This is a genomic window from Sphingomonas tabacisoli (assembly GCF_042678385.1).
GTDB classification, from domain to species: domain Bacteria; phylum Pseudomonadota; class Alphaproteobacteria; order Sphingomonadales; family Sphingomonadaceae; genus Sphingomonas_B; species Sphingomonas_B tabacisoli.
In genome coordinates this window covers 2,023,672-2,044,591 of the sequence record NZ_JBHUDY010000001.1, presented here as the reverse complement: position 1 = coordinate 2,044,591, position 20,920 = coordinate 2,023,672, and the positions used below count along the sequence as shown (strand labels likewise).

General features: G+C 67.6%; 9 protein-coding genes. 2 read left to right on the top strand and 7 right to left on the bottom strand.

Annotated elements, in window-relative coordinates; all coding sequences use genetic code 11:
* The first annotated feature begins 3 nt into the window (after nt 1–3).
* Nucleotides 4–1,809: a DUF885 domain-containing protein gene (locus tag ACFSCW_RS10405; protein ID WP_380888959.1), complete on the top strand. Its 1,806-nt coding sequence runs from the start codon at nt 4–6 to the stop codon at nt 1,807–1,809.
* A 550-nt stretch (nt 1,810–2,359) separates the two neighbouring features.
* Entirely contained in the window at nt 2,360–2,839 is a 480-nt protein-coding gene (locus ACFSCW_RS10400) for a hypothetical protein (RefSeq protein ID WP_380888958.1), read from the top strand.
* 183 nt (nt 2,840–3,022) lie between these two features.
* On the opposite strand, the gene ACFSCW_RS10395 is transcribed toward ACFSCW_RS10400, so the two are convergent.
* The 7 genes from ACFSCW_RS10395 to ACFSCW_RS10365 form a co-directional block, all read right to left on the bottom strand.
* The gene (locus ACFSCW_RS10395; RefSeq protein WP_380888956.1) at nt 3,023–3,964 is read right to left on the bottom strand and encodes a D-2-hydroxyacid dehydrogenase; all 942 of its coding nucleotides are present in this window, start codon (nt 3,962–3,964) and stop codon (nt 3,023–3,025) included.
* A gap of 158 nt (nt 3,965–4,122) precedes the next feature.
* Nucleotides 4,123–5,550, bottom strand: coding sequence for a cysteine--tRNA ligase (cysS, locus tag ACFSCW_RS10390; protein WP_380888954.1), 1,428 nt, complete (start codon nt 5,548–5,550; stop codon nt 4,123–4,125).
* Nucleotides 5,551–5,600: 50 nt separating this feature from the next.
* Nucleotides 5,601–13,139 (bottom strand): beta strand repeat-containing protein, encoded by a 7,539-nt coding sequence (locus ACFSCW_RS10385; protein WP_380888953.1) that lies wholly within the window; start codon nt 13,137–13,139, stop codon nt 5,601–5,603.
* A gap of 3 nt (nt 13,140–13,142) precedes the next feature.
* Nucleotides 13,143–14,894: a ShlB/FhaC/HecB family hemolysin secretion/activation protein gene (locus ACFSCW_RS10380; protein ID WP_380888951.1), complete on the bottom strand. Its 1,752-nt coding sequence runs from the start codon at nt 14,892–14,894 to the stop codon at nt 13,143–13,145.
* 190 nt (nt 14,895–15,084) lie between these two features.
* Complete coding sequence (locus tag ACFSCW_RS10375) at nt 15,085–15,822, bottom strand: hypothetical protein (RefSeq protein ID WP_380888950.1); 738 nt, start codon at nt 15,820–15,822, stop codon at nt 15,085–15,087.
* Nucleotides 15,809–17,824: a CHASE2 domain-containing protein gene (locus ACFSCW_RS10370; RefSeq protein WP_380888948.1), complete on the bottom strand. Its 2,016-nt coding sequence runs from the start codon at nt 17,822–17,824 to the stop codon at nt 15,809–15,811. Before ACFSCW_RS10370 ends, ACFSCW_RS10375 begins: the two co-directional genes overlap by 14 nt.
* 7 nt (nt 17,825–17,831) lie before the next feature.
* Nucleotides 17,832–20,858, bottom strand: a complete 3,027-nt coding sequence (locus tag ACFSCW_RS10365; protein ID WP_380888947.1) for a CHAT domain-containing protein — start codon at nt 20,856–20,858, stop codon at nt 17,832–17,834.
* Nucleotides 20,859–20,920 lie beyond the last annotated feature (62 nt).

Below are 20,920 nucleotides of genomic sequence, written 5' to 3'. Positions count from 1 at the left end.
TTCATGGACTTTGCCCGTCGCGACCTGCTTGCCTTTACTGCGCTGATAGCGCTGCCAACCCGATTGCTGGCGGCGGAAGGCGCCGACGCCCAGGCGTCGCGCATTCTGGACGGCATCACCGAGCAGTTGCTGCGCGACGCGCCGGAGCAGGCGACCGGGCTGGGCATCGACAAGGGCGCGCGCGCCGGCCTGAAGTCGCGGCTGTCGGATAACTCAGCGGCCGGGCGGCAGCGGGTGGCGGCGCATCTGCGCGCGGGACTCGAGCAGCTCAAGCCGGTGAAGCTGGATGCGCTGAGCCCGGCGATGCGCACCAATGTCGAAGTCGTGCAGACGGCGTTCGGCACGGCGCTGGAAGGGTTTGCCTTTCCGTATGGCGACGTTGCGGTCGGCGGCTATCGCAACACGCCCTATGTGGTGATCCAGAATGTCGGCGCGTTCCTCGACACGCCGAAGATGCTCGACAGCGACCATCTGATCGAAGGGCCGGCCGATGCCGAAGCCTATCTGGCGCGGCTGAATGCCTATGCCGGGCAGCTCGATGGTGAGACGGAGCGGCTGAAGTCCGCGCGCGGGCAAGGCGTGATCGCGCCTGACTTCCTGCTCGACAAGGCGCTGAAGCAGCTCGCCGCGACCCGCCAAGGGCCGGTCGAGCAATGGGATGTCGTGACTTCGCTCGCGAGGCGTACGGCGAAGATGAAGGGCGACTATGCCGCGCGGGCGGCGGCGATCGCGCGGACCAAGGTCGGGCCGGCGCTGGAGAGGCAGGTCGCCGAGATGCAGCTCCACCGCGCCAACGCGAGCAGCGATGCGGGCGTGTGGAAGCTGCCGCGCGGCGACGAATTCTATGCCTGGGCGCTGCGGGCGGGCACGACGACGCGGCTTTCGCCTGACGAAATCCACCAGATGGGGCTGGATCAGGTCCGCGACCTGCAAGGGCAGATGGACCCGATCCTGCGAGGCCTTGGCTATACGCAAGGCACGGTCGGCGCGCGGATGACCGCGCTGGGCAAGGACCCGCGTTTCGGCTTTCCCGACAATGACGAAGGCCGCGAACAGATCATCAAACTGCTGCAGGACCGGATCGCGCATATCCGTGAGTTGATGCCGCAGGCGTTCAACACGCTGGTCAAAGGCAATGTCGAAGTGAAGCGCCTGCCGCTGGCCGAAGAGCCAGGCGCGCCGGGCGCCTATGGCGGGCCGGGCAGCATCGACGGCAAGATCCCGAGCCGGCTGTGGATCAACCTGCGCACGACCAAGCTGTGGACGAGCTATGGCCTGCCCGACCTTGCCTATCACGAGGCGATCCCGGGGCACGGCTGGCAGGGCGAATATACGTTCAAGCTGCCGCTGATCCGGTCGCTGCTGGCGTTCAACGCCTATTCGGAAGGCTGGGCGCTCTATGCCGAGCAGCTTGCCGACGAGCTGGGCGTGTACAGGGAGAACCCGATCGAGCGGCTCGGCTATCTGCAGAGCCTCGCTTTCCGCGCTTGCCGGCTGGTGGTCGATAGCGGCCTGCACGCGAAGCGCTGGACGCGGGCGCAGGCAATCGACTGGTTCGCCTCGACCAACGGATCGTCGGTCGAGGAAGTGTCGGGCGAGGTCGACCGCTATTGCTCCTGGCCGGGCCAGGCTTGCGGCTACAAGGTTGGCCACACCTACATCAACCGATTGCGCGACAAGGCGAAAGCGGCACTGGGCCCGCGGTTCGACCTCAAGACCTTCGACGACGCGCTGGTGCTGGGCGGCAATGTGCCGATGACGGTGCTGGAGGGGGTTGTGGACCGGTATGTGGCGGGGCGGAGGGGGTAGGGGAGTTTTGGGGCGGCCGATTTCGACCCATAACAGACGTCGGGTTGGCGCTGTTGGTCCGAACTCGTAAGCTACCCCGATGGCATTCGTTTATCGCGTTTCTCTACAGGTGTTCCACCCGTCAGCCGACCCAAAGGGGATCATCCAGACGCTTGGGCGAACCCCGATAAGAGCGTGGGCTGCCGGGGACGCACGGCTCACTCCGACTGGGACGCCGCTTCCGGGAACCTATCGCGAGACTTACTGCGTCTTCGATCTCGGAGAGGGAAGCGATGGGGAGTTGGCTCACTGCCTTCGCAGTGCTGTCGCCGATCTGAAAGGCGCGACATCTCTGTTACACGAACTTCGCGCTACGGGCGGAAGAGCCAACCTCTTCGTGCAGTGGACAATCGGTGACCGAGGCGAGGTTTTCGACACAGCCTTGCTCTCCAGCATCGCGGAACTCGGCGTCGATCTTGGGATAGAGCCACTTCGCGACACTTAGCCGTATGTCTGCAAACGACCCATTGCAGACGTTGGCGCATCCGGCGAAAGTAAGCCGGGAGGCATCATGAACGACACTGGCGATTGGTCGCGGCTTACGGACGCGAACGGCGAGCCTTACGACCCTCGCGGGGCATTGAAAGCCATCGCGAGCGGCGACGCCGACGATGGCTATGATGAACTTTGGCAGCGCGTCCACCATCAAGGAGACCTAGGCACAGCCGCCTACGCAGTGCTTCCTGACCTTGTCAGATTGATGAGCGACCGAGCGGGGCCAAATTGGCGTGCCTATGCCCTCATCGCGACCATTGAAGAGCGCCGGAAGGCAGACGGAAATCCGAGCATCCCCGATTGGCTGGAAGGCTCCTATGCGACCGCAATGCGCGAAGTAGTCGAACCCGCGCTATCGCATCTACACGGCGCGGAAAATGACGTTGACGTTCGAAGCCTGCTTGCCGTTCTGGCCCACGCGAAGGGACAGCGCACCATCGGCGCTATCGCGCTATGGACGGAGGACGAGAGGCAGGAAGCCTTGGGAGAAATCTAAATGGCAGCTTTCCACCCATTGCGGACTATTTCCCTCTCCCGTCGGGAGAGGGCGACTCGCGCGTAGCGCGAGCGGGGTGAGGGCGAGAGAGCGAAGCAATCGTGAATGCGCCGTCGGCCTCACCCTCCCACTCGCTTCGCGAGCGGGCCCCTCCCTCTCCCAAGGGGAGAGGGGTTTGCGGCTCTAATACCCCAGATCCAGGTCCACTTCGTTGATCAGTGGTTCGCCGGCGCGGTAGCGGGCGAGGTTGTCGAGGAAGAGCTTGGCGGCGCGTTGGAACATGCGGGTCTGGGCGCGGCCGGACAGGTGCATGGTGATGACGGCGTTCGGCGCGTCCCAGAGGGGGTGGTCGGCGGGGAGCGGCTCGGGGTCGGTGACGTCGAGATGCGCGCCGGCGATGCGGCGGCTCTTGAGCGCGTCGATTAGCGCGTCCTGGTCGATCAGGGTGCCGCGGGCGATGTTTATGAGGAAGGCGCTCGGCTTCATCGCGGCGAGCTCGGCGGCGCCGATCAGGTGCGCGGTCTCCGAGGTGGCGGGGGCGGCGACGATCACCCAGTCGAAATCGCCGAGGCGCGGGCGCCAGTCGTTCGGGCCGAGCATGTCGGGCTCGCCCGAAGGGGAGCGGCGGACGCCGGTGACGTGCACGCCGAAGCCGCCGAGGATTTCGCCGATCCGCCGCCCGATCGCGCCATAGCCGATGATCAGCGCGCGGCTGTCCTGCAGCTCGACCTTGCCCGGTGAATCGCGCAGCCATTCGTGCCGGTCCTGCGCGCGGACGACGTCGCCATAGCCCTTGGCGAGGGCGAGCATGCCGAGCACGGCGTATTCGGCGACCGCGTTGGTGTTGATGCCGACGCCGTTGGTGAGCTTCGTGCCGCGCGCCTTCATCGCGGCGAGCGGGAAGGCGTTGATGCCGGCATAGATGGTCGTGACGAGCTTCAGGTCCTCGCCGAGCTCGACGGCGCGGCCGGTGTGGCTGGGGGTCTGCATGTCGAGCCAGCCGATCTCGGCACCGGGAGACATGGCGTAGGCGTCCTCGGCGGTCGCGAACCAGCGGGTTTCGGCGTCCGCGGGAAGGTGCGGCTCGAGGAGGGGGCGGGCGAGGGCGGGGAGGACGAGGATCATGAGCGATGCCTACCTCTCCCATAGGGAGAGGTCGAGACGGCGGAGCCGTCCGGGTGAGGGGATCGGGAGTGAGGCGGCTGGCACCGTACCCCCTCACCCCGCNCCCCTCACCCCGCTCGCGGCATGGCGCGAGTCGCCCTCTCCCTATGGGAGAGGGGTTATTGGAGCCGCCAATCCCAGCCGAGGGGATCGCCGTCCATGACCTCCACGCCGGCGGCGATGAGGGCGTCGCGGATGCGGTCGGAGGCGGCGAAGTCCTTCGTGGCCCGGGCTTGTTTGCGGGCGGCGAGTTGCGCTTCGATGTCTTCCGCGGTGATCGAGGCGTCGGCGGGGCGGACGCGGAGGTCGGCGCGGGTCAGGTCCAGCGCTTGCAGGCCGAGCACGGCGTCCATTTGCGCGAGCGCCGCGCGGCGTTGGCCGGCGTCGAGGCCTTTGGTGGTGAGCACGGTTTCGAAGTGGGTGAGCGCCCGGGCGGTGTTGAGGTCGTCGCACACGGCCTCGTCAAAGCCGGTCACTTCGGCGGCGATGCGCTTGTCGGTGATTTCGGCAGGTTCCGCGGCGGGCAGCCGCTCGGCCGCCATTACCATCCGCTTCAGGCGGGTGAAGGCGGCGGCGAGGTTGTCGTAGCTGAACTCCAACTCGCTGCGGTAATGGGCCTGGAGGCACATCAGGCGGTAGGCGAGGGGGTGGAAGCCGCAGTCGACCAGGGCCTGCAGGGTCAGGAACTCTCCGGCGGACTTGGACATCTTGCCGCCGCGGTCGATCAGGAAATTATTGTGCATCCAGATACGCGCGCCGCTGTCGGCGGAGTGGCAGCGGGCCTGGTTCTGGGCGATTTCGTTCGGGTGGTGGATTTCGCGATGGTCGATGCCGCCGGTGTGGATGTCGAAGGGGAAGCCGAGCAAGGCCTCCGACATCACCGAGCATTCGAGATGCCAGCCGGGCGCGCCGCGGCCCCAGGGCGAGTCCCACTCCATCTGGCGGGTCTCGCCGGGTGGGGTCGTGCGCCAGATCGCGAAGTCGGTCGGGTGGCGCTTGCCTTCGACCGCCTCGATGCGGCTTTCGCCCTCGTCGGTCTTCGAGCGCGCAAGGCGGCCGTAATCGGGGACGGACGCGGTATCGAAATAGAGGCCGCTTTCGAGCCGGTAGCAATTGGCCTCGATCGACTTGGCGAACTCGATCATCGCGGGCACGTATTCGGTCGCGATCGACCAGGTCGCGGGCTGGCGGATGTTGAGCCGCCGGATGTCGCGCCAATAGGCGTCGGTGTAGAATTTCGCGATGTCCCAGGCGGTCTTGCCGGTCTCGGCCGCCGCCGTCTCCATTTTGTCCGCGCCTTCGTCGGCGTCGGAAGTGAGGTGGCCGACATCGGTGATGTTGATGACGTGGCGGAGCGTGTATCCCTTGAAGCTCAGCACGCGGCCGAGCGTGTCGGCGAACACATAGGCGCGCATGTTGCCGATATGCTGGAAGTTATAGACGGTCGGCCCGCAGGTATAGACGCGCGCCTCGCCGGGATGGACGGGCGCGAACGTCTCGAGCTGACGCGTGAGGCTGTTGAACAGGCGCAAGGGGTTGTCCGACATGGACGCCGCCTTGGCCTGTGCGGGCGGGGAGCGTCAACCGCTCCCCGGCCTTACGGCGTCGGCGTTTGCGAAGCGGGGACTTCCCAGAAGTCCTCGTTGCCGGCGCCCGTCACCGGCTGGTCGATCACCGGATCGAAGCGCGAGACGGGCGCGTCGATGAACTGGATGATCGGATCGGGCCGCTTCTGCGCGGCCTGCAGCGCTTCCTCTTCCTTGTCGTCGTCATCCTTGTCCTCGACCTGATCGCGCGACTGGCTGAGGACGAACGACGGGTCGAAGACCGGCTCCGGCGTCGTCACGACGAAGCAGGTGACGCCGACCAGGCAGGTGTTGAAGCCGGACTGCGGATCGAAGCTGCCGGTGCGCGTGGTCGCCGGAATGATCGCCTCGCCGACCGCGGTGCCGACCCGGCCGTTGATGACCACCTGCACCGGGCCGTCGCCGGCCTGGAGGGTCAGGCTGTTGGTCGTGAAGCCGCGCTTGTCGTTGCGGTCGTCGCTGTTGATGCCGCTGTTCTGGATGAAGAGCAGGCGGCCGATCTTCACGATGATCTTGTTGGCCTGGAAATAGCCGCCGTCGTTCTGCAACTGATCGTTGGTGCCGAGCCGCTGCCGCACGTCGTTGAGTTGCAGGCCGGCGATTTCGCTGCGTGCCTTGGCCGACATCGCATGGATTTGCTGCGCGTCGAGAACCAGCGTGCCGGCAAGGCCGCCACTGGAATTCTTGATCGTGACCAGGCCGGTTTCGGCGGCGAGCGAGATGTCGTTCGTCGCCTGATAGGAGACGGTCTGATCGTTGTTGAAGTTCTTGAACTGGACGTTGCCGATAAAGCCGATCGAGCGCGGCGAGCGGACGGTCAGCGTGCCTTCGCCGCCGAGCTGCGCACCATCGAACGTCATCGAGCCGATGACGACGTTGGTGCCGGCCGGGTCGAGCAGCGTGAACGCCGTGCCCTGCGCGTTCTGCGGCGCGGAGACGACGTCGATCGTGCGGCCGGCGATGCGAGTGAACTCGTCGGCGTCGAGCCGGTAGCCGGTGCCGGTCGCATCGCCCAGGAACGTGCGGTCGGCCGTGCTGGTGAGCGTGAGGGCTGTCTGCGTGCGGTTGCCGAGCTGGGCATTGGCGCCGATCGCGATGTCCTTCGAGGTCAGCGCGATGTTTGCCGCGGAGACGGTGCCGTTGATCGTCATCAGGCCGGGCGTCGTGGCTTTCAGCGCATTGCTGGCGGAGACCTGCCCAAGCGTGATGCCGCCATTTGCGCTGGCGAGCGTGATGTCGCCCGCCGTCGCCGTGCCTTGGGCGAGGTTGAGATCGCCCTGCGCTGTCAGGTCGAGGGACTTGGCCGTAACTTGGAGCGGGCCGCCGACGATGTCGTTGGTGACTTTCACTGAGCCGTTGCTGGCGGCGAGGGTAATCCCGCCGGTGCCGCTCTTGAGCGAGGTCGCGGTCAGGTCGCCGCCGCTGGTCAGCGTGATCGCGCCGGTGGCGCTCGACTTGCCGGCGGCGAGCGTGCCGGCGACCGTGGTGAGTTTCAGATCGCCTGCGGTCGCGTCGGCCTGGAGAACGTTGAGGCCGTTTTGCGCGGTGATGTCGATCGACGGCGCGGCGAGGATCAGGCCGTTGCCCGCGACCAGGTCCCGAGTCACGACCAGCGGGCCAGTGCCGGACTTGAGCGTCGCGGTGCCCTTGGCCGACACCGTGTCTGCTTTGATGCCGTTGCCTGCCACGAGCGAGACATCGCCCGACGTGGCGGTGGCGGCGATGACCCGGAGCGCGTTCTGGCTGGTCAGGTCGACCGAGGCGCCGGTGGCGGTGACGCCAGCCGTCGTATCAATGCTCGCGACCTTGATTGCGCCCGCGGCCGTCAGCGTCGCGCCGCCGCTGGCAGACACGGTGCCCGCGACGAGATCGCCCGCTTTAGTAGCGAGCGTCACATCGCCGGCGGTGGCGGTTGCCGCAGTCACCTTCAGGCCGTTCAGGCCGTTGAGCGTGACCGACTTGGCAGTCGCCGTGGTGCCGTTTGTGGCAGCGGCGTCGGTTGCGACCGTGATTGCGCCGTTGGCGGCGGTGAGCGTCGCGGCGCCGGTCACGGCATAGCGGTCGACTGTGATGTCCTTGCCTGCGGTAAGGGCGAGGTCGGTACCGGACGTGATTTGGCCGACCGCGATCGTGCCGGGGACGGTAATCCCGCCAGCGTTCAGCACTCCGCCGTCGAAATCGACCGTGCGGATCGTGTTCGCCGCGACCGCGCCCAGGGTGATGTTGTTGCCAGCGTATAGGTCGAGCGTGCCGGGGGCGCTGATCGTCGCCGCGGCGCCGGTAATATTGCGGAAGCTGGCGACGCGGGCGACGTCGCTGCCGCCCTCGATGGCGATCGGGCCGTTGAGCGTGAGGCTGGAACCCAGTGCCTCGATGGTGAGACGGTCCGAGGCGGCGATGTTGTTCGAAATGCCGTTCTGGCCGAGCGCGATGCTCTGCGCGCGGAGCAGCACGTCGACCGCGTCGATGCCGCCGTTCAGGCGCAGGTTGATCGGCTCATAGCCGGTCTCGCCGATGCGGACGATGTTGTTCACGTTCGCGGTGCCGAGGCACACGCTGCCTTCGAGGCACAGCGTGCCGGTCAGTTGCCCGAAATCGTTCGACGGTACCTGATCGCCGACAGGAATGTTGTTCAGCCGAACGTAGAGATTATCGGCGAGAATGCGGGTCGACGGATCGGCCTGCACCGCGCCGGCGCTCATGAACAGAGTGCGGTTCGGCGCTTCGAGCGTGCCGTGCAGGATAATCGACGCGACATTGCCTTCGGGCTCGAGGCCGGTGTCGAAGGCGCCCGCCATCAATCGAAGCTGCGAGAGCTGCTGGAGCGGGTCGCTTGCGCCATAGCCGGTTTCGGGCGGCGGATTGTTGGCGGCGCGGACCAATGCGCCGGCGCCGATCACGATGTCGTCGCCGGTGAGGATCGAGACGGCCCGATCGGCGATCACCTGCGCGCCGGGCTGAATCAAGGCATCGGTGCTGGCGCGGATGTCGATATTGCCGGTGGCCTCGACGGTGCCGGTTACGATCGCATTGCCGGGGACATAGCCCTCCGTCTGTCCCGCGCCGATGGAAATGTCGCCGATGCGCTCGCTATCGCCCGCGGTGAGGTTGCCGACGCTCGCGTTGCCGAAGGCGCTGACGATGAGCTGGTTGCCGGCGACGCCGTCGGCAAGGTGGACATTGCCGGAATAGGAGTTGAAGTAGAGATAGTCCTGACCGCGCAGACGGCTGCCGTCCTGCGCGTCGCTGTCGCCATAGCCGCTGATATTGATCGTCGGTGCATCGAGCGAGAAGGTGCCGTCCGGCCGTCCGATGTGCGTGACCACGGTGCCGCCGCGCGAGAAGACGTCGATGTCGGAGCCGGCCGCGAAGCTGCCCGTGTCCTGGAACGAGAAGCGGGCGGTGCCGGTCACGTCGAACTGCACGGTGCCGGTCGTGAAGATCGTGCGCTTGTTGGAGCGGACTTCAAAGTCGGATTCGCCAGAGTCGCTGCCGTTCGATCCGCGCGCAAACAGCGAATCGAATGTGATGCCGCCGTTTGAATCCGTGCCGGTGTCCGAAATCAGCAGCGAACCGTCGAACCCGCCGCTGGCGCCCAGGTCTGCCGACATCGAGCCGATATTGACCTTGCCGGGCGTCGCGCCGCCATAGCCGGCATCGCCGTCGGCGACGTTGAGCTCGAAGATGCCGCCGAAAGCGGAGCCGAATGCGCCGCTGGGCGCGAAAGTGGTGATGCCGGTGACCGGATCGGGCTGGCCATGGCCGCCGCTGCCGCCGAAGCCGTAGGTGGCGGTCGCGTTTGCGAACAGCTCGGTGAAGCTGACGTTCGCGCCCGTGACGTTGAACAGCGCGGTGCCGGCCCGGCCGGTGCCGCCGTCTCCGCCTGCACCGCCGCTATTTCCGGTGTTGTTGCCGATGCCGCCGCTGCCGCCGGAGCCGGCAGTCGCGGTCACGACCAGGCTGGGCGGCTGCGCCTCGATGTTGCCGAAACCGTTCACGGTTACGATTGCGCCGCTGTCGAACGTTGCGGACGCAGTGCCGCCATTGGCGTTGCCGCCGCGGCCGCCTTTGCCGCCGACGCCGCTGTCCGCGAAGCTGCCGCCGGATGCGCCGTCGTGTGCCGTCGCGCTGGCGTCGAGGGTGAAGGGATCGCCCTGCTCGAAATCGGGGATGTTCAGGACCGCGCCGTTCGCGGCCTCGAAGCGCGCGGTGCCGCCGTTCGCGCTGCCGCCGGCGCCGCCGTCGAGCCATTGGCCGCTGTAGCTGAACCCGCCTTCGCCCGAGGCGAACACGCCGATGCGCAGCAGATCGGCGGTGCCGCCGTCGAGGCGAACGAGCGCGTCGCCGCCGCCGCCTGCGCCGCCCGAACCTCCGGACGCGCCCGCGCCGCCGTCGCCGCCGGTGCCGCTTGCCGCCGCGAAAAGTGTCGGGTTGTTCGGGATGGTCGCATCGACGAACGTGATCGCGGCGACGCCGCCGGTGCCGTCGCCGCCATTGCCGCCTTTGCCGGTGGCGTCGCTGAACAGGCCGCCTTCATTGTCGGAAGCGACCTGGCCGCCATTGCCGCCGATGCCGTCGGCACCGGCATTGATCCCGTCGAAGCCGAGCGTGCCGCCGGCGATCGTCACGCGGGCTTCGCCGCCCTGGCCGGTGCCGCCGGCGCCGCCGTTTGCGGTCTGCGAGCCTTCGAAGAAGGAGGAGTAGCGGACTTCGCCACCGTTTCCGCCTTGGCCGACGGCGGTTGCGCTGAGGCTGCCGAAGGTGAGGTTGACGCCATTGGTGTCGACGATCGCCGAGGCGCCGAAGGCCTGGCCGCCCGCCGCCGCGTTCACCGGGGACGACCCGAAGATCTGACCGTCACCACCAAAGCCGCCGGTCGCATTGGCCGAGACCAGGATCGTGTCCGCCTGGATGCTTCCGCCCGAGCCTGTAAGGAACGCGCCCGCGCTGCCGGTGAACGGGTTGGTGCCCACGCCGGCATTCCCGCCGACGCCTGCGCCGCCATAGCCCGATTCAGCGAACGCGCCGTCGCCGCCAAAGGCTTCGGCGAGGATATTGATCGAGCTGGTCGTGAGCGCGCCGCCGTTCAGTGCGAGCTCGGCGTGGCCGGCATAGCCAGCGCCCGCGGTGGTGTCGTAGTCGCTGTTCGCGCCGGTGCCCGAGGCGGACAGGTTGACCGATCCAGTCTGGACCGGGCCGCCGGTCAGGTTCAGCAGCACAGTGCCGCCGACACCGGTCGCGCTGCTGCCGTGGGGGACGGAGCTGCGGTCCGCTTCGGGCAGATTGCTGCGGCCGTCGGCCGACAGGCCGATGCTGCTCGCCTGGAACTGCGACTCGACGTCGTTCGGATTGGCCGCGTTGATCGTGACGGTCACGCTGCCGCCGCGGCCGAAGATCGGGGACGGCGTCGCGGTGCTGCTATAGCCGGCGATGCCGTCGGCGCTGGCGAGCAACGCGCCTTCGCCGAGCGAGACCGAGGAAGCATCCGTGACGAAAGTGACGGTGCCGCCGGTGCCGCCCTTGACTGGCACGTCGTTGAAGAAACCGAATCTGTCGCCGGCTTGGCCGTTCGCCGACAGCACGAGATTGCCGCTTGCGACGGAGATGGCGCTGCCGGCCGTGTTCGACACGGAGACCGTGCCACCGGTCCCGCTGCCGCCCCAGGCGGGGAAGGAATCGTCCGGGAACAGGCCGTCCGCGGAAACGCTGACGGCGAGCGCGTTGAACCGGCTGGCGGCGATGTTGACGGTGGCGGCGCCGCCGTGCCCGTCGCCGGCCGCGGTGACGCCGTTGTCGCCGCCACGGCCGCCATAGCCATTCGCCTCGACGATCACGGAGCTGCTGCCCAGGTTGAGCGCGCTGTTGTTCGACAGGTCGATCAGCGCCGTGCCGCCGGTGCCGAGGCCGCCCGACCCCGAGCCGTAACCCGCTTCGCCGCCGAAGCCGTTCACGTCGATCAGCAGACGGTCGTTGGCGTTGATCGTGCCGCCATTGGAGGCGATCGCCTTGATCGTGCCGCCGGTGCCGTTGCCGCCGCCGAAGGCGCTGGCGCCGTCGTTCGAGCCCCTGCCGCCGGTGGCGTTGCTGGTCAGGTCGATCTCGGCGTCCGACGTGATGATGCCGCCGAGCGCCTGCAGCGTGACGGTGCCGCCGGTCGCCGAAGTGGCGCCATAGCCGGTGTCGTTCAGGCCGAAAGACGAAGTGCTGAGGTGGATGGAGCCCGCATGGATCGTGCTGCCGGCATTGGCGGTGAGGCTGAGAGACGAGTTGCCGTCGCGATCGGCGTTGATGTGGGTGAAGCTCAACGCGCCGGCGACATTGATGTCGCGGCCGCCAAGCGCCGTCATCGACACCGCACCCGAAGGCGAGGAAGCGAACACATTGCCGATGACGTCGATCGCCGCGGTGGACGTGTCGAAATTGACGTTCTGCGCGCTGGCCTGGACGCTGTTGCCGAAGCGGCCGCCGGTGACGGTGATCGTGCCGCGGTCGATCGGCTCCTGCACGCCGTCGCCAAATACCGTGGAGGCAGTCGTCAGGACGATCGCGCCGTTTTGCGCCACGGCCTGGGCGGCGGGGGCGTAGCCGACGGCGCCGGAGACGAGCATCGTCACTGCGTCGTTCTTCGGCACCGCCATCAGGTACACGCGGCGCGCCTGGCCGGTCGCCGCGGCGTCCAGCACCTGCGTGGTGCCGCTGTGCGTCAGCGTCGTCTCGCCGGCAGTATTGACGAAGGACCCGGACTGGACCTGGATATCGAACAGGCCGCCAGAGACCGGGATGGTGATGTCGGCGCTTTCGGCGGCGACCAGCGCGGCCGAGCCCTCGACGCTGATCGTGCCGCCCTGATTGATCCGGGGCGCGACGAGCGCGACATAGGTACTGCCGGAGAGGCTGTTCTTGGCGTTGATCACCGCGCCCGGCTGGATGGTCACCGACGAGCGGCCGTCGACGGCGCCGCGGAACTGGATCGTGCCGACCTGATTGGAAGCACTGCCGTCGTTGAACAGGCCGTTCGAGAAATTGATGTCGTTCGCACTGAGCACGAGGCTGCCGACGTCGAAGCGGCTGGTCGCCCCGGCGATGATGCCGCCGGGCGAATAGAACCAGATGCTGCCGCCCTGCGTCGCGCCATAGCCAGAATCGAATTGCGACTGGACATGGCCGTCGAACTGGACCGGGCGGCTCGGGTCGTTGGGGATGATGCGGTTGAGGACAGTGTAGGCGCCGGCGACCGTCGACGGATTCGCGGTGAAGACCAGTTCATTGCCTTGCGGCAGGATGCTGATCGCGCCGCCGCCGACTGCGGTGTCGTTCGGCGTCCAGTTGATCACGGACTGGCGCGACGAAACGGAGACGGTGTCGCGCAGGCCGGTCGAGATCGTCTGGCCTTGGGTGATCGACACGCTGCCCTGAACGATGTCGGGCGTCGCCTTGAACGCTTGCTGGGCCATGGCCGGAGTCGCCATCGCGGCGGCGAGGGCGCAACCGGCGAGCAGGCGCGCGCGGCGGCTGCGGAGCAGGGCGGCGGAGTTCAGATACGCGAACATGGCTCAGCGCCTCCAGGGCAGAAGCTTGGTGGACAGGGTAACAAGCAGGCGAACGTCGCGATTGGGCTGCACCGGCGTGCGGTTGAGCGGGGCGGCGAGCGTCACGTCCAGCCGGGCGCGCTGGCCCCAGGCGGCGCGGACGCCGCCGCCGACCGACCAGAGCCGCTGCGGATCGGGCTGGCCGACTGCCGAGGCGACATGGTTCCAGACGATGCCGAGATCGGCGAAGGCATAGGGCTGGAACGCGAAGCCGTCGATCGTGCGCGGCAGCAGCGAGCCGACGCGCACCTCGCTCTGGAAGCCGAGGCCGGAGTCGCCGGTCAGCGCGCCCGGATCATAGCCGCGGCCGGTCGTGAAGTTGCCGACCGAGAATTGCTCGTAGGAAACGAGGCTGTTCGGCGCGTACTGCGCGCGGGGCGCGATGCTGAAGGCCAAATGCGGCATCGGCCGGTATTCCACGAGCGCAGTAGCGCGGGCGACGAAGGCGGTCGGGTCGGCGGCCGAGCGGCTGAGCAGGCAGATCTGGTTCGCGACGCAGCGGTTGCTGGCATTCAGGTCCAGACCCTGGCGGAGCTCGAGCCCGCCCGCGACGCGCCAGTGCGGTTCGGCGAGCGAGAAGCCCGTTGTGCTGGCGATGGAGCGGGGATCGACGCTGTCGTAATCCAGCCGCGCATAGGCGACGCGGATGTGATCGCGAGTCAGCGCCGTGTCGTTGAAGTCCACGTTTTGGTTGACCACGTTCAGGCCGGCGCTGCCGAACAGGTTCTGCGTCTGCGAGCGCAGGAACGGATAGCTGAGCTCGGCAAAGGCGGAGAGGGTGCGCGCCTTGATGTCGAGCTGGGGCGTCAGGCTCGGCCGCGTCCAGGCATAGCTGACATCGCCGCTGAAGGTCAGGCCTTCGCCGCCGATCTTGAAGCTGTGGCCGCCTTCGATGACTTGCTGCTCGTCGAAATCGAGCGTCGAAAAGACGCTGAGCGTGGTGCGGTCGCCGAGCCCGGTCAGGTCGTTGAGCTGCACGCGCGCGAGCCCGCCCCAGCGCCCGACCGACCGCGAGCCGAGATTCTGCACATAGGCGTCGGCCTCTACGGCCACCCGCGTGACCGTCACTTCGCCGATCACTTCGCCCGGCGCGGCGTTGGCGGGGCGGAGGATCAGGCGGACGTCGAGGCCGGGAATGTCGCGGGCGAGCAGCAGATAGCGCTCGGCCTCGCGGATGTTGAACACGTCCTGGTTCTGGATGTGGCGGAGATAGGCGGCGATCAGCTCTTCGGAACGGCCGGTCTGACCGCGGACCTGCACGCCGACCAGCTTGGCGACCAGCGCGTCGAAGCGGATCACGCCGTTCTCGATCCGCTGCGGGGGCACCTGGACGGCGGCGAGATAACCCTCGCGGCGCAGGATGGTGGCGGCGCGGTCACGGATCTCGCAAATCTCGGCGACCGAGACGGTCTTGCCGACCAGATCGGCATAGGCAGGGCGGACCAGATCGGCTGGGATCGAACGCAACCCGCCGAACTGCACTTCGCGCAGCTCGAACGTGATGTCCTTGTATTTGGGATCGGCGAGCGGGCAGGGCGCGCGCTCGAAATCGCTTTCGACCGTGACGCCGGGCGTGTTGGCGAGGGGGGCCGGGGCCGGACGCGCACGCTCGATTTCCTCGCGCGTGGTGCCGGTGGGCGGGACGGTCTGGGCAAGCGCGGGGAACCAGGCAGCCGATAGACTCAGGCCCACAAAAGCAGCGCGCACAGAACGCATTATGTTCCCCCAATTAGCAGTGGCCGCCCAGGCGCTTGTTCGCGCTCTTGAGCGGGTGCGGCGCTCGTGACCCCTGAATGCCGCTGCCCGGCGTGATTCGCCGTGGCGTTGTTAAGGACGGGCTATCAGCCGCGTCCTTTTCCTTCAAGCATTTGACCCCCTCGCGCCGGGCGCGAAGGGGCCTTTGCGACTAACCTGCGCTGCCGTTCGTCGAAGTCGTCGCGATCAGCAGATCGAGCTGCGTGTTGCAGCCTTTGGCGATCAATTGCGATGCCGTGTCTTCAAGGCTGGTCGGCGCCGGCACCGTCACGACCTTGATCTTCGCCGGGGCCATCCCTTCGGCGCTGAGCGTGTATTCCGCGCCGTTGGTGACGGGCACCGATTTCGGCCAGTCGCCCACGGTCGCACCAGCGGCAAGCGCGATGTCGCCGGAGGCGCCCGCGCCGCTGACCTTCACGTCTGCGGCCTTGGCGCCCGACGCGCGCCATACGCGCATGGTGCTGGGATCGGCGACGCAGATCGTGCCGCTCTTGGTCAGATCGACGAACCAAAGGTTGGGGCTGCGGGTGTCCTGCGTCGGCAGGCCGCCCCGCACCGCTCCCCCGCGCCGCTCCGACGTGCCAGTGTTGGCGAGGATGCGCGATGCCACCTGGCTGCTGCTGGTCCGTGCGCTCATGCCGTTGGCAGGGAAGCTACCCGGGCCGCTCAGCGTCCGCGTGCCCCGCGAGTCGAGCAGCACCAGCGTGTCGCCCGGCTTCAGCACCAATTGCGCCGTGTCGGGCACTTGCCGCCCGACCGGATAGGTCTTCGCCGACGGGCCGGTCGCGCGGAGGACCACCGGTCCTGCCAACGCCGTTCCCGCCAGAGCCGCGGTGAGCACGGCGGCGGCGACACCGCGCATCGTTCCCTTTTTGCTAGCCCAGATCATAACTGCCTCCCGGTTCCATATGCTGCAGACGATACACCAAGTTTGCGAGCGCTGCATCGCGAACATTGGTTGACGCGAATTTTTCGAGCTCTTCAAAAGCTTTACTGTCGTTCTGGTCGGTGCGTTTCAGCAACATTGCCAGATACGCGCGCTCTTCCGCAGTGGCTTCGGGCACAGGCTCGAAAATCTCCACGGGCGTCGCGCGGCCGCGCAGCGTGATGCGGCCCAGCGGACGCCACCAGTCGAGGCCCGAGCGTTCCACCGCCGCCTTGCTGGCGAGCACCTTGGTGTTGAGCGGCTTGTTGGCCGATTCTAGCCTCGCGGCGGTGTTCATGCTGTCGCCAAGCGCAGTGTACTGGATGCGGCCTTCGCCGCCGAAATTGCCGACGATCGCCTCGCCCCAATGAAGGCCGACGCGGGTGCGGCCGATCGGCGGCACGCCTTCAGGCACGTCCTTGCGGAAGGCTTCGCCCGCTTCGTACATCGCCCAGGCGGCGCGCGCCGCCCGCTCGCCGTCGTCCGGCCGCGAGATCGGCGCGCCCCAGAAGGCGACCACCGCGTCGCCGACGAATTTGTCGATGGTGCCGCCATATTTGAGGACGACGTCGGACAGCGTGTCGAGATAGCGATTGAGCAGCGACGCGACCGTTTCCGGCGGGATCGCGTGGCTGAGCTTGGTGAAGCCCTCGAGATCGGTGAAGACGACGAAAATCTCCCGCTTCTCGCCGTGGAGCGCAAGCCGGTCGGGATCGCGCATGATCTCGCTGGCGATGTCGCGGGGCAGATATTTGCCGAGCGCGGACTGGGCGAAGCGGCGCTGCTGCGAACCGACGGCGCGTGCCGCGGCGCCGATCGCGGAATAGGCGAGCAGCCAGCCGATGCTCCAGCCGAACGCAGGCAGAAAGCGCGTGTCCGTACCTTGCCATTGCAGGTAGAAAGGCAGCAGCGAGAAGAAGACCGCCTGGCCCAACAGCATCAGCGCGACTTTCCACGCCCGCGCGTCGGAGAGCGCGGTCAAGGTGCCGGCGAGGATCACGAGCAGCGCGGTCAGCCACAGGCCCCAGCGCGGGATGCGGCCATATTGGACCCCGTCGAGCAACTGGGTGAGCATATGGGCGTGGACTTCGAGCCCGATCGTCGTGTCGCCGGTGATGACTTTCATCGGCGTTTCGAACTGGTCGAGATCGAGCAGGTCGCCGCCGATCAGCACGTACCGACCCTTGATCTGGTCCGCCATCAGGGCAGCCGTGTCGGGATTGGCGAGCAGGTCGATCGGCAGCTTAGAGAAGACCGGACGGTCGTCGTAGAGCGGCAGGCGGAAGCGGATGCTGCGGGTATAGCCATCGAAATTGTCCTGCGCGCCGGTGATCGCGCGGGCGAGCAGGGGCGGCAGCGTCTTGGGCTGGACCGGCCAGGCACGGACGACGCGGTCGCGATCGGTATCGAGCTCGATGCTCATCGGCTTGACCGTCGAGGAGCGGATCTTCGCCTGGAAATCGCGGAGGAATTCTTCCTGCCGCTGCTCGATGAAACGCCCGTTCGTCGCCGCGCTGGTGAAGGCGAGATAGGTCGGCGTCTTCATGCTGCGGAAGGCGTCGACAAGATAATCGTCATTGGGCGTCGGCTGATCGACGATGATGTCGATCGCGATCGCCTTGGCGCCCAATTTGTCGAGGTTCTTGAGCGCATCGGCGAGGATGCGGCGGTCGAGCGGGGAGCGGACCTGCGTGTTGATCAGCGTGTCGTCGGTATAGGTGATCATCACCACGCGCGGGTCCTGCTGCGCGCGGCTCGTCGTCAGCATCAGGCGGATGTCGTAGAGCGCGCGCTCGGCGTCCGAGATCAGCGGGACCTGCCAGCTGAATCGCGCGATGAAGACGCCGATCAGCAGCACGATCGCCGAGACGAGCAGGCGGGGCGCACCGACCTGCCGCACGATGCGCGCGGCGCGCTGCTGTAAAGGCTGGGCCGGCTCCGCGCCGGCAGGATCGCCCTCGCTCAAGGCGCGGTCACTTCATCCGGACGAGCGGCTGGGCACCGTCCCCGACCAGCACGAACCCCGCCCAATAGAAGGGGTGGGAGGTGCTGGGATCGTCCATCAGCTTTTCCTGGCCTGCCTGCAGCGCGTGGCCGATCGACGTACCCGGGGGCGCCTGGAACAGCGCGCTGACAAGGCGCTCGGTGGCGCGGAACTCGTCCGGAGCCGGCCAGTGGCTGGCGAGCACCGAGCGCGCGCCGCCGCCGATGAAGGCGCGGACGAGACCGTCGAGCGCAGTGCCGCCGCCGGTGGTGACGCCCGCCTCGCGCGTCGCCGCGACCGTTGCGCGGCCGGCGGTGTCGCAGGCGGAGAGCAGCACCAGGTCCGCATCCATGTGCAGGTCGTAGATTTCCTTGAACGACAGCAGCCCGTCGGACTGCGCGTCGCCGAAGCTGGTGAGCAGGGCAGGGCGCGCCGGGCATTGCGGCTGCGGCGCGGTCACGAAGCCGTGGGTCGCGAAGTGCAGGATGCGGTAGTTAGCAAGGTCGGGTCGCGCCATCACGCTTTCGTCGGTGAAGGCGGCGCCGGTCACGACGTCGGAGCCGCCGCCGAGCACCGATTGCGCAGCCTTCAGCTCGCGGGCGGAGATCGGCTTGTTCCACTCGCTGAGCGGCCATTGGCAGGGGTCGGATGCGTTCGCGCCGTTCGACAGCGCCACGCGCGTGAAGGCGGGCGCATTGTCGCCGAAGCCGAGATAGGGTTTTTGCGCGACCGACGGCGCGGCGCGGCGGGCGTCGCGGAAACCGCGGGCGGAAACGGCCGTGCTGATCTCGGCGTTGCGGCCGAGCCATTGCACGCCGGTGAAGTCGAATTTGTCGGCGCCGGACTTCGCGATGCGCGCGGCATAGCGGTCGACGCTTGCCTGATCGACCGGCAGCAGCGCGATCGGCAGGCGCAGCATCGCACCGTCGGGCTCGAACACGATCGCCTTGGCGTGCGCGACCTTGTCGGCGACCGGGCCCATCAGCTCGACATAGAGCTTGCGGGCAAGGGCCAGATTGAACGGGTAGGTGAAGACCTGGTTGTCCTCGACCGTCGAGATGGTCGCGCGGAGATCGTCGACCCGCTTGTCGAGCGCATCCGACGTGATCGGCAGCTTGTAGATCGCCGCGTCCGCAGGCGTGACGAAGATGCCGTAAACGGCTTGGCCGACGACGGCGAGCTTCAGATAGGCTTCGTCGGGCTTCAGCGCCGCGCGCAGGTCCTGCACCGTCAGCGTCTCCGTCGACAGCGCGCGGTATTGCGGAAACTCCGAGAGCTTGGCCTGCATCGCGGCCTGGTCGCGCTCGAGCCGATCGAGTGAGGCGGCAGCGGCGGTGACCTGGGCTTCGTCCGGCTTTTCGGCCATGCGCAGCCCGGCAAGCGCGATACGGCCGCGCTCGACTTCGCGCTGCAGGGCGGTCGCTTGCCGGAACAGGGCTGCGGCGGGGCCGGCGCCCTGGCTGAGCTGGCGCGAAAGCTGGGTCTGGGTGTCGGCGACGCCGGGGCGGACCAAAGTCTGGGTCGCGAGGAAGAAGTCGTCGACCAGCGCCGGATTGCTGTCGGCGCGCTGCACCAGAGTCGCGAAATAGGGAGCGAGCATGTTGCTCATCCCCGTAGTCGAGTTGCCGCGTTTGACGACGTCGGCGACGACCGTCTTGTAGAGCGCCAGCGCCTCGTCGAGCCGGTTCTGGCGGACCAGGAAGGCGGCAAGGCGGCTGCGCGCGGCGGCGACGACATTGGTGTCGGGATAGCGCTGTTCGAGGAGCGCGATCGACTCCTTGAAACGCTGTTCGGCGCCGGCGACATCGCCGGCGGCCTCGAAGGCGGCAGCGGATTCCGCCAGGATCTGCGAGCGCAAGCGCAGGATCGACACGACGCGACCCTGACGCACCGACAGCGCCTGTCGTCCCGCTTCCTCGAGCGCGCGTTGCGCCTCGGCCGTGCGTCCCTGCAGACGATCGATCGTGCCGCGCAACTGAAGCGCCTGTGCGTCGAGGATGATCGAGCGTTCCTCGGGCGTGAGCTGGCCGGCTTCGGTCGTGCCGAGGCGCTCGCCGTTCGACGCGGCATTGATCTGGGCGGCGATGTCGTTGCCGATCTCGACCGCGCCGCCGATCACGCGCATCGGCTGGGCGAGCGGTACCACAGGGCTGTTGAGCTCGGCCGTGGCCTCGGCCAGCTTGCGCTGGTTGATCAGGTGCAGCGCACGGAAATTGCGGCGCAGGCGGGTCTGGACGATGTCGTTGGTCGGGATCTTCGCGGCTTCGGCGAACAGCCGGTCAGCCTCGGCGAACTGGCCGAGATTGGATTTCTGCAGCGCTTCGTTGATCAGATATTCGCCGGTCCGGTCCTCGCCGGCGTCGGCGCGCTGCTGGAGCGTGCCGAAAAACTCGGCGGCTTCGGCGTAATCGCCAGCGTTGTTGCGGCGATAGCCTTCGGCAAGGGCGCGGTCGGGGTCGAGCGAGCCGGCCTGGACACGCGCAAAGGCGATCGGATCGGTGCTGCCGGTGGTCGCGACTTCGATCTTGCCCGGCACGATCCGGTCCGCGACGACCGTGCGGAGACCGAGCTTCAGCGCGTCGTCATAGCCGGCGAGGCCTTCGGCGACCCAGACGGTGTTGCCGCGCTTGAGCTGATAGACGCGGTAGCCGACATCCGCGTCGGCCAGGCGGCATTCGCTCCGCAGCACGGTGCCGAGGTCGTCGATTGTCGCTGTTTCCGCCGCGCCTTCGCAGCGGGCTTCGCGGGCACGAAGGGGAGCGAGCCGCTGGGCGATCGCATCGGGCGAGCCGCGAAGGCTGTAGAGGTGTCCGATCGGTCGCGCGGCATCGCGGCACAGAATCACCCAGGCGCGGTCGAACACACCGCCGATCGCCTCGTCTCGGCCCTTCGATTCGACCTGGCAGAGCGTGCCGCCATCCGCGCCGAGCGCAAAACTGTCCTTGAGACTAGGCCTGTTCGCCTGAGCCAAAGCCGGACCGGAGCTTGCCATGCCGATGACGGCGGCAAAAAACATCAACGCGCGCACAATCATGTTCCCCCAAAAGCCGACGGCCCGCCGATGCGGAGTGCCGACCA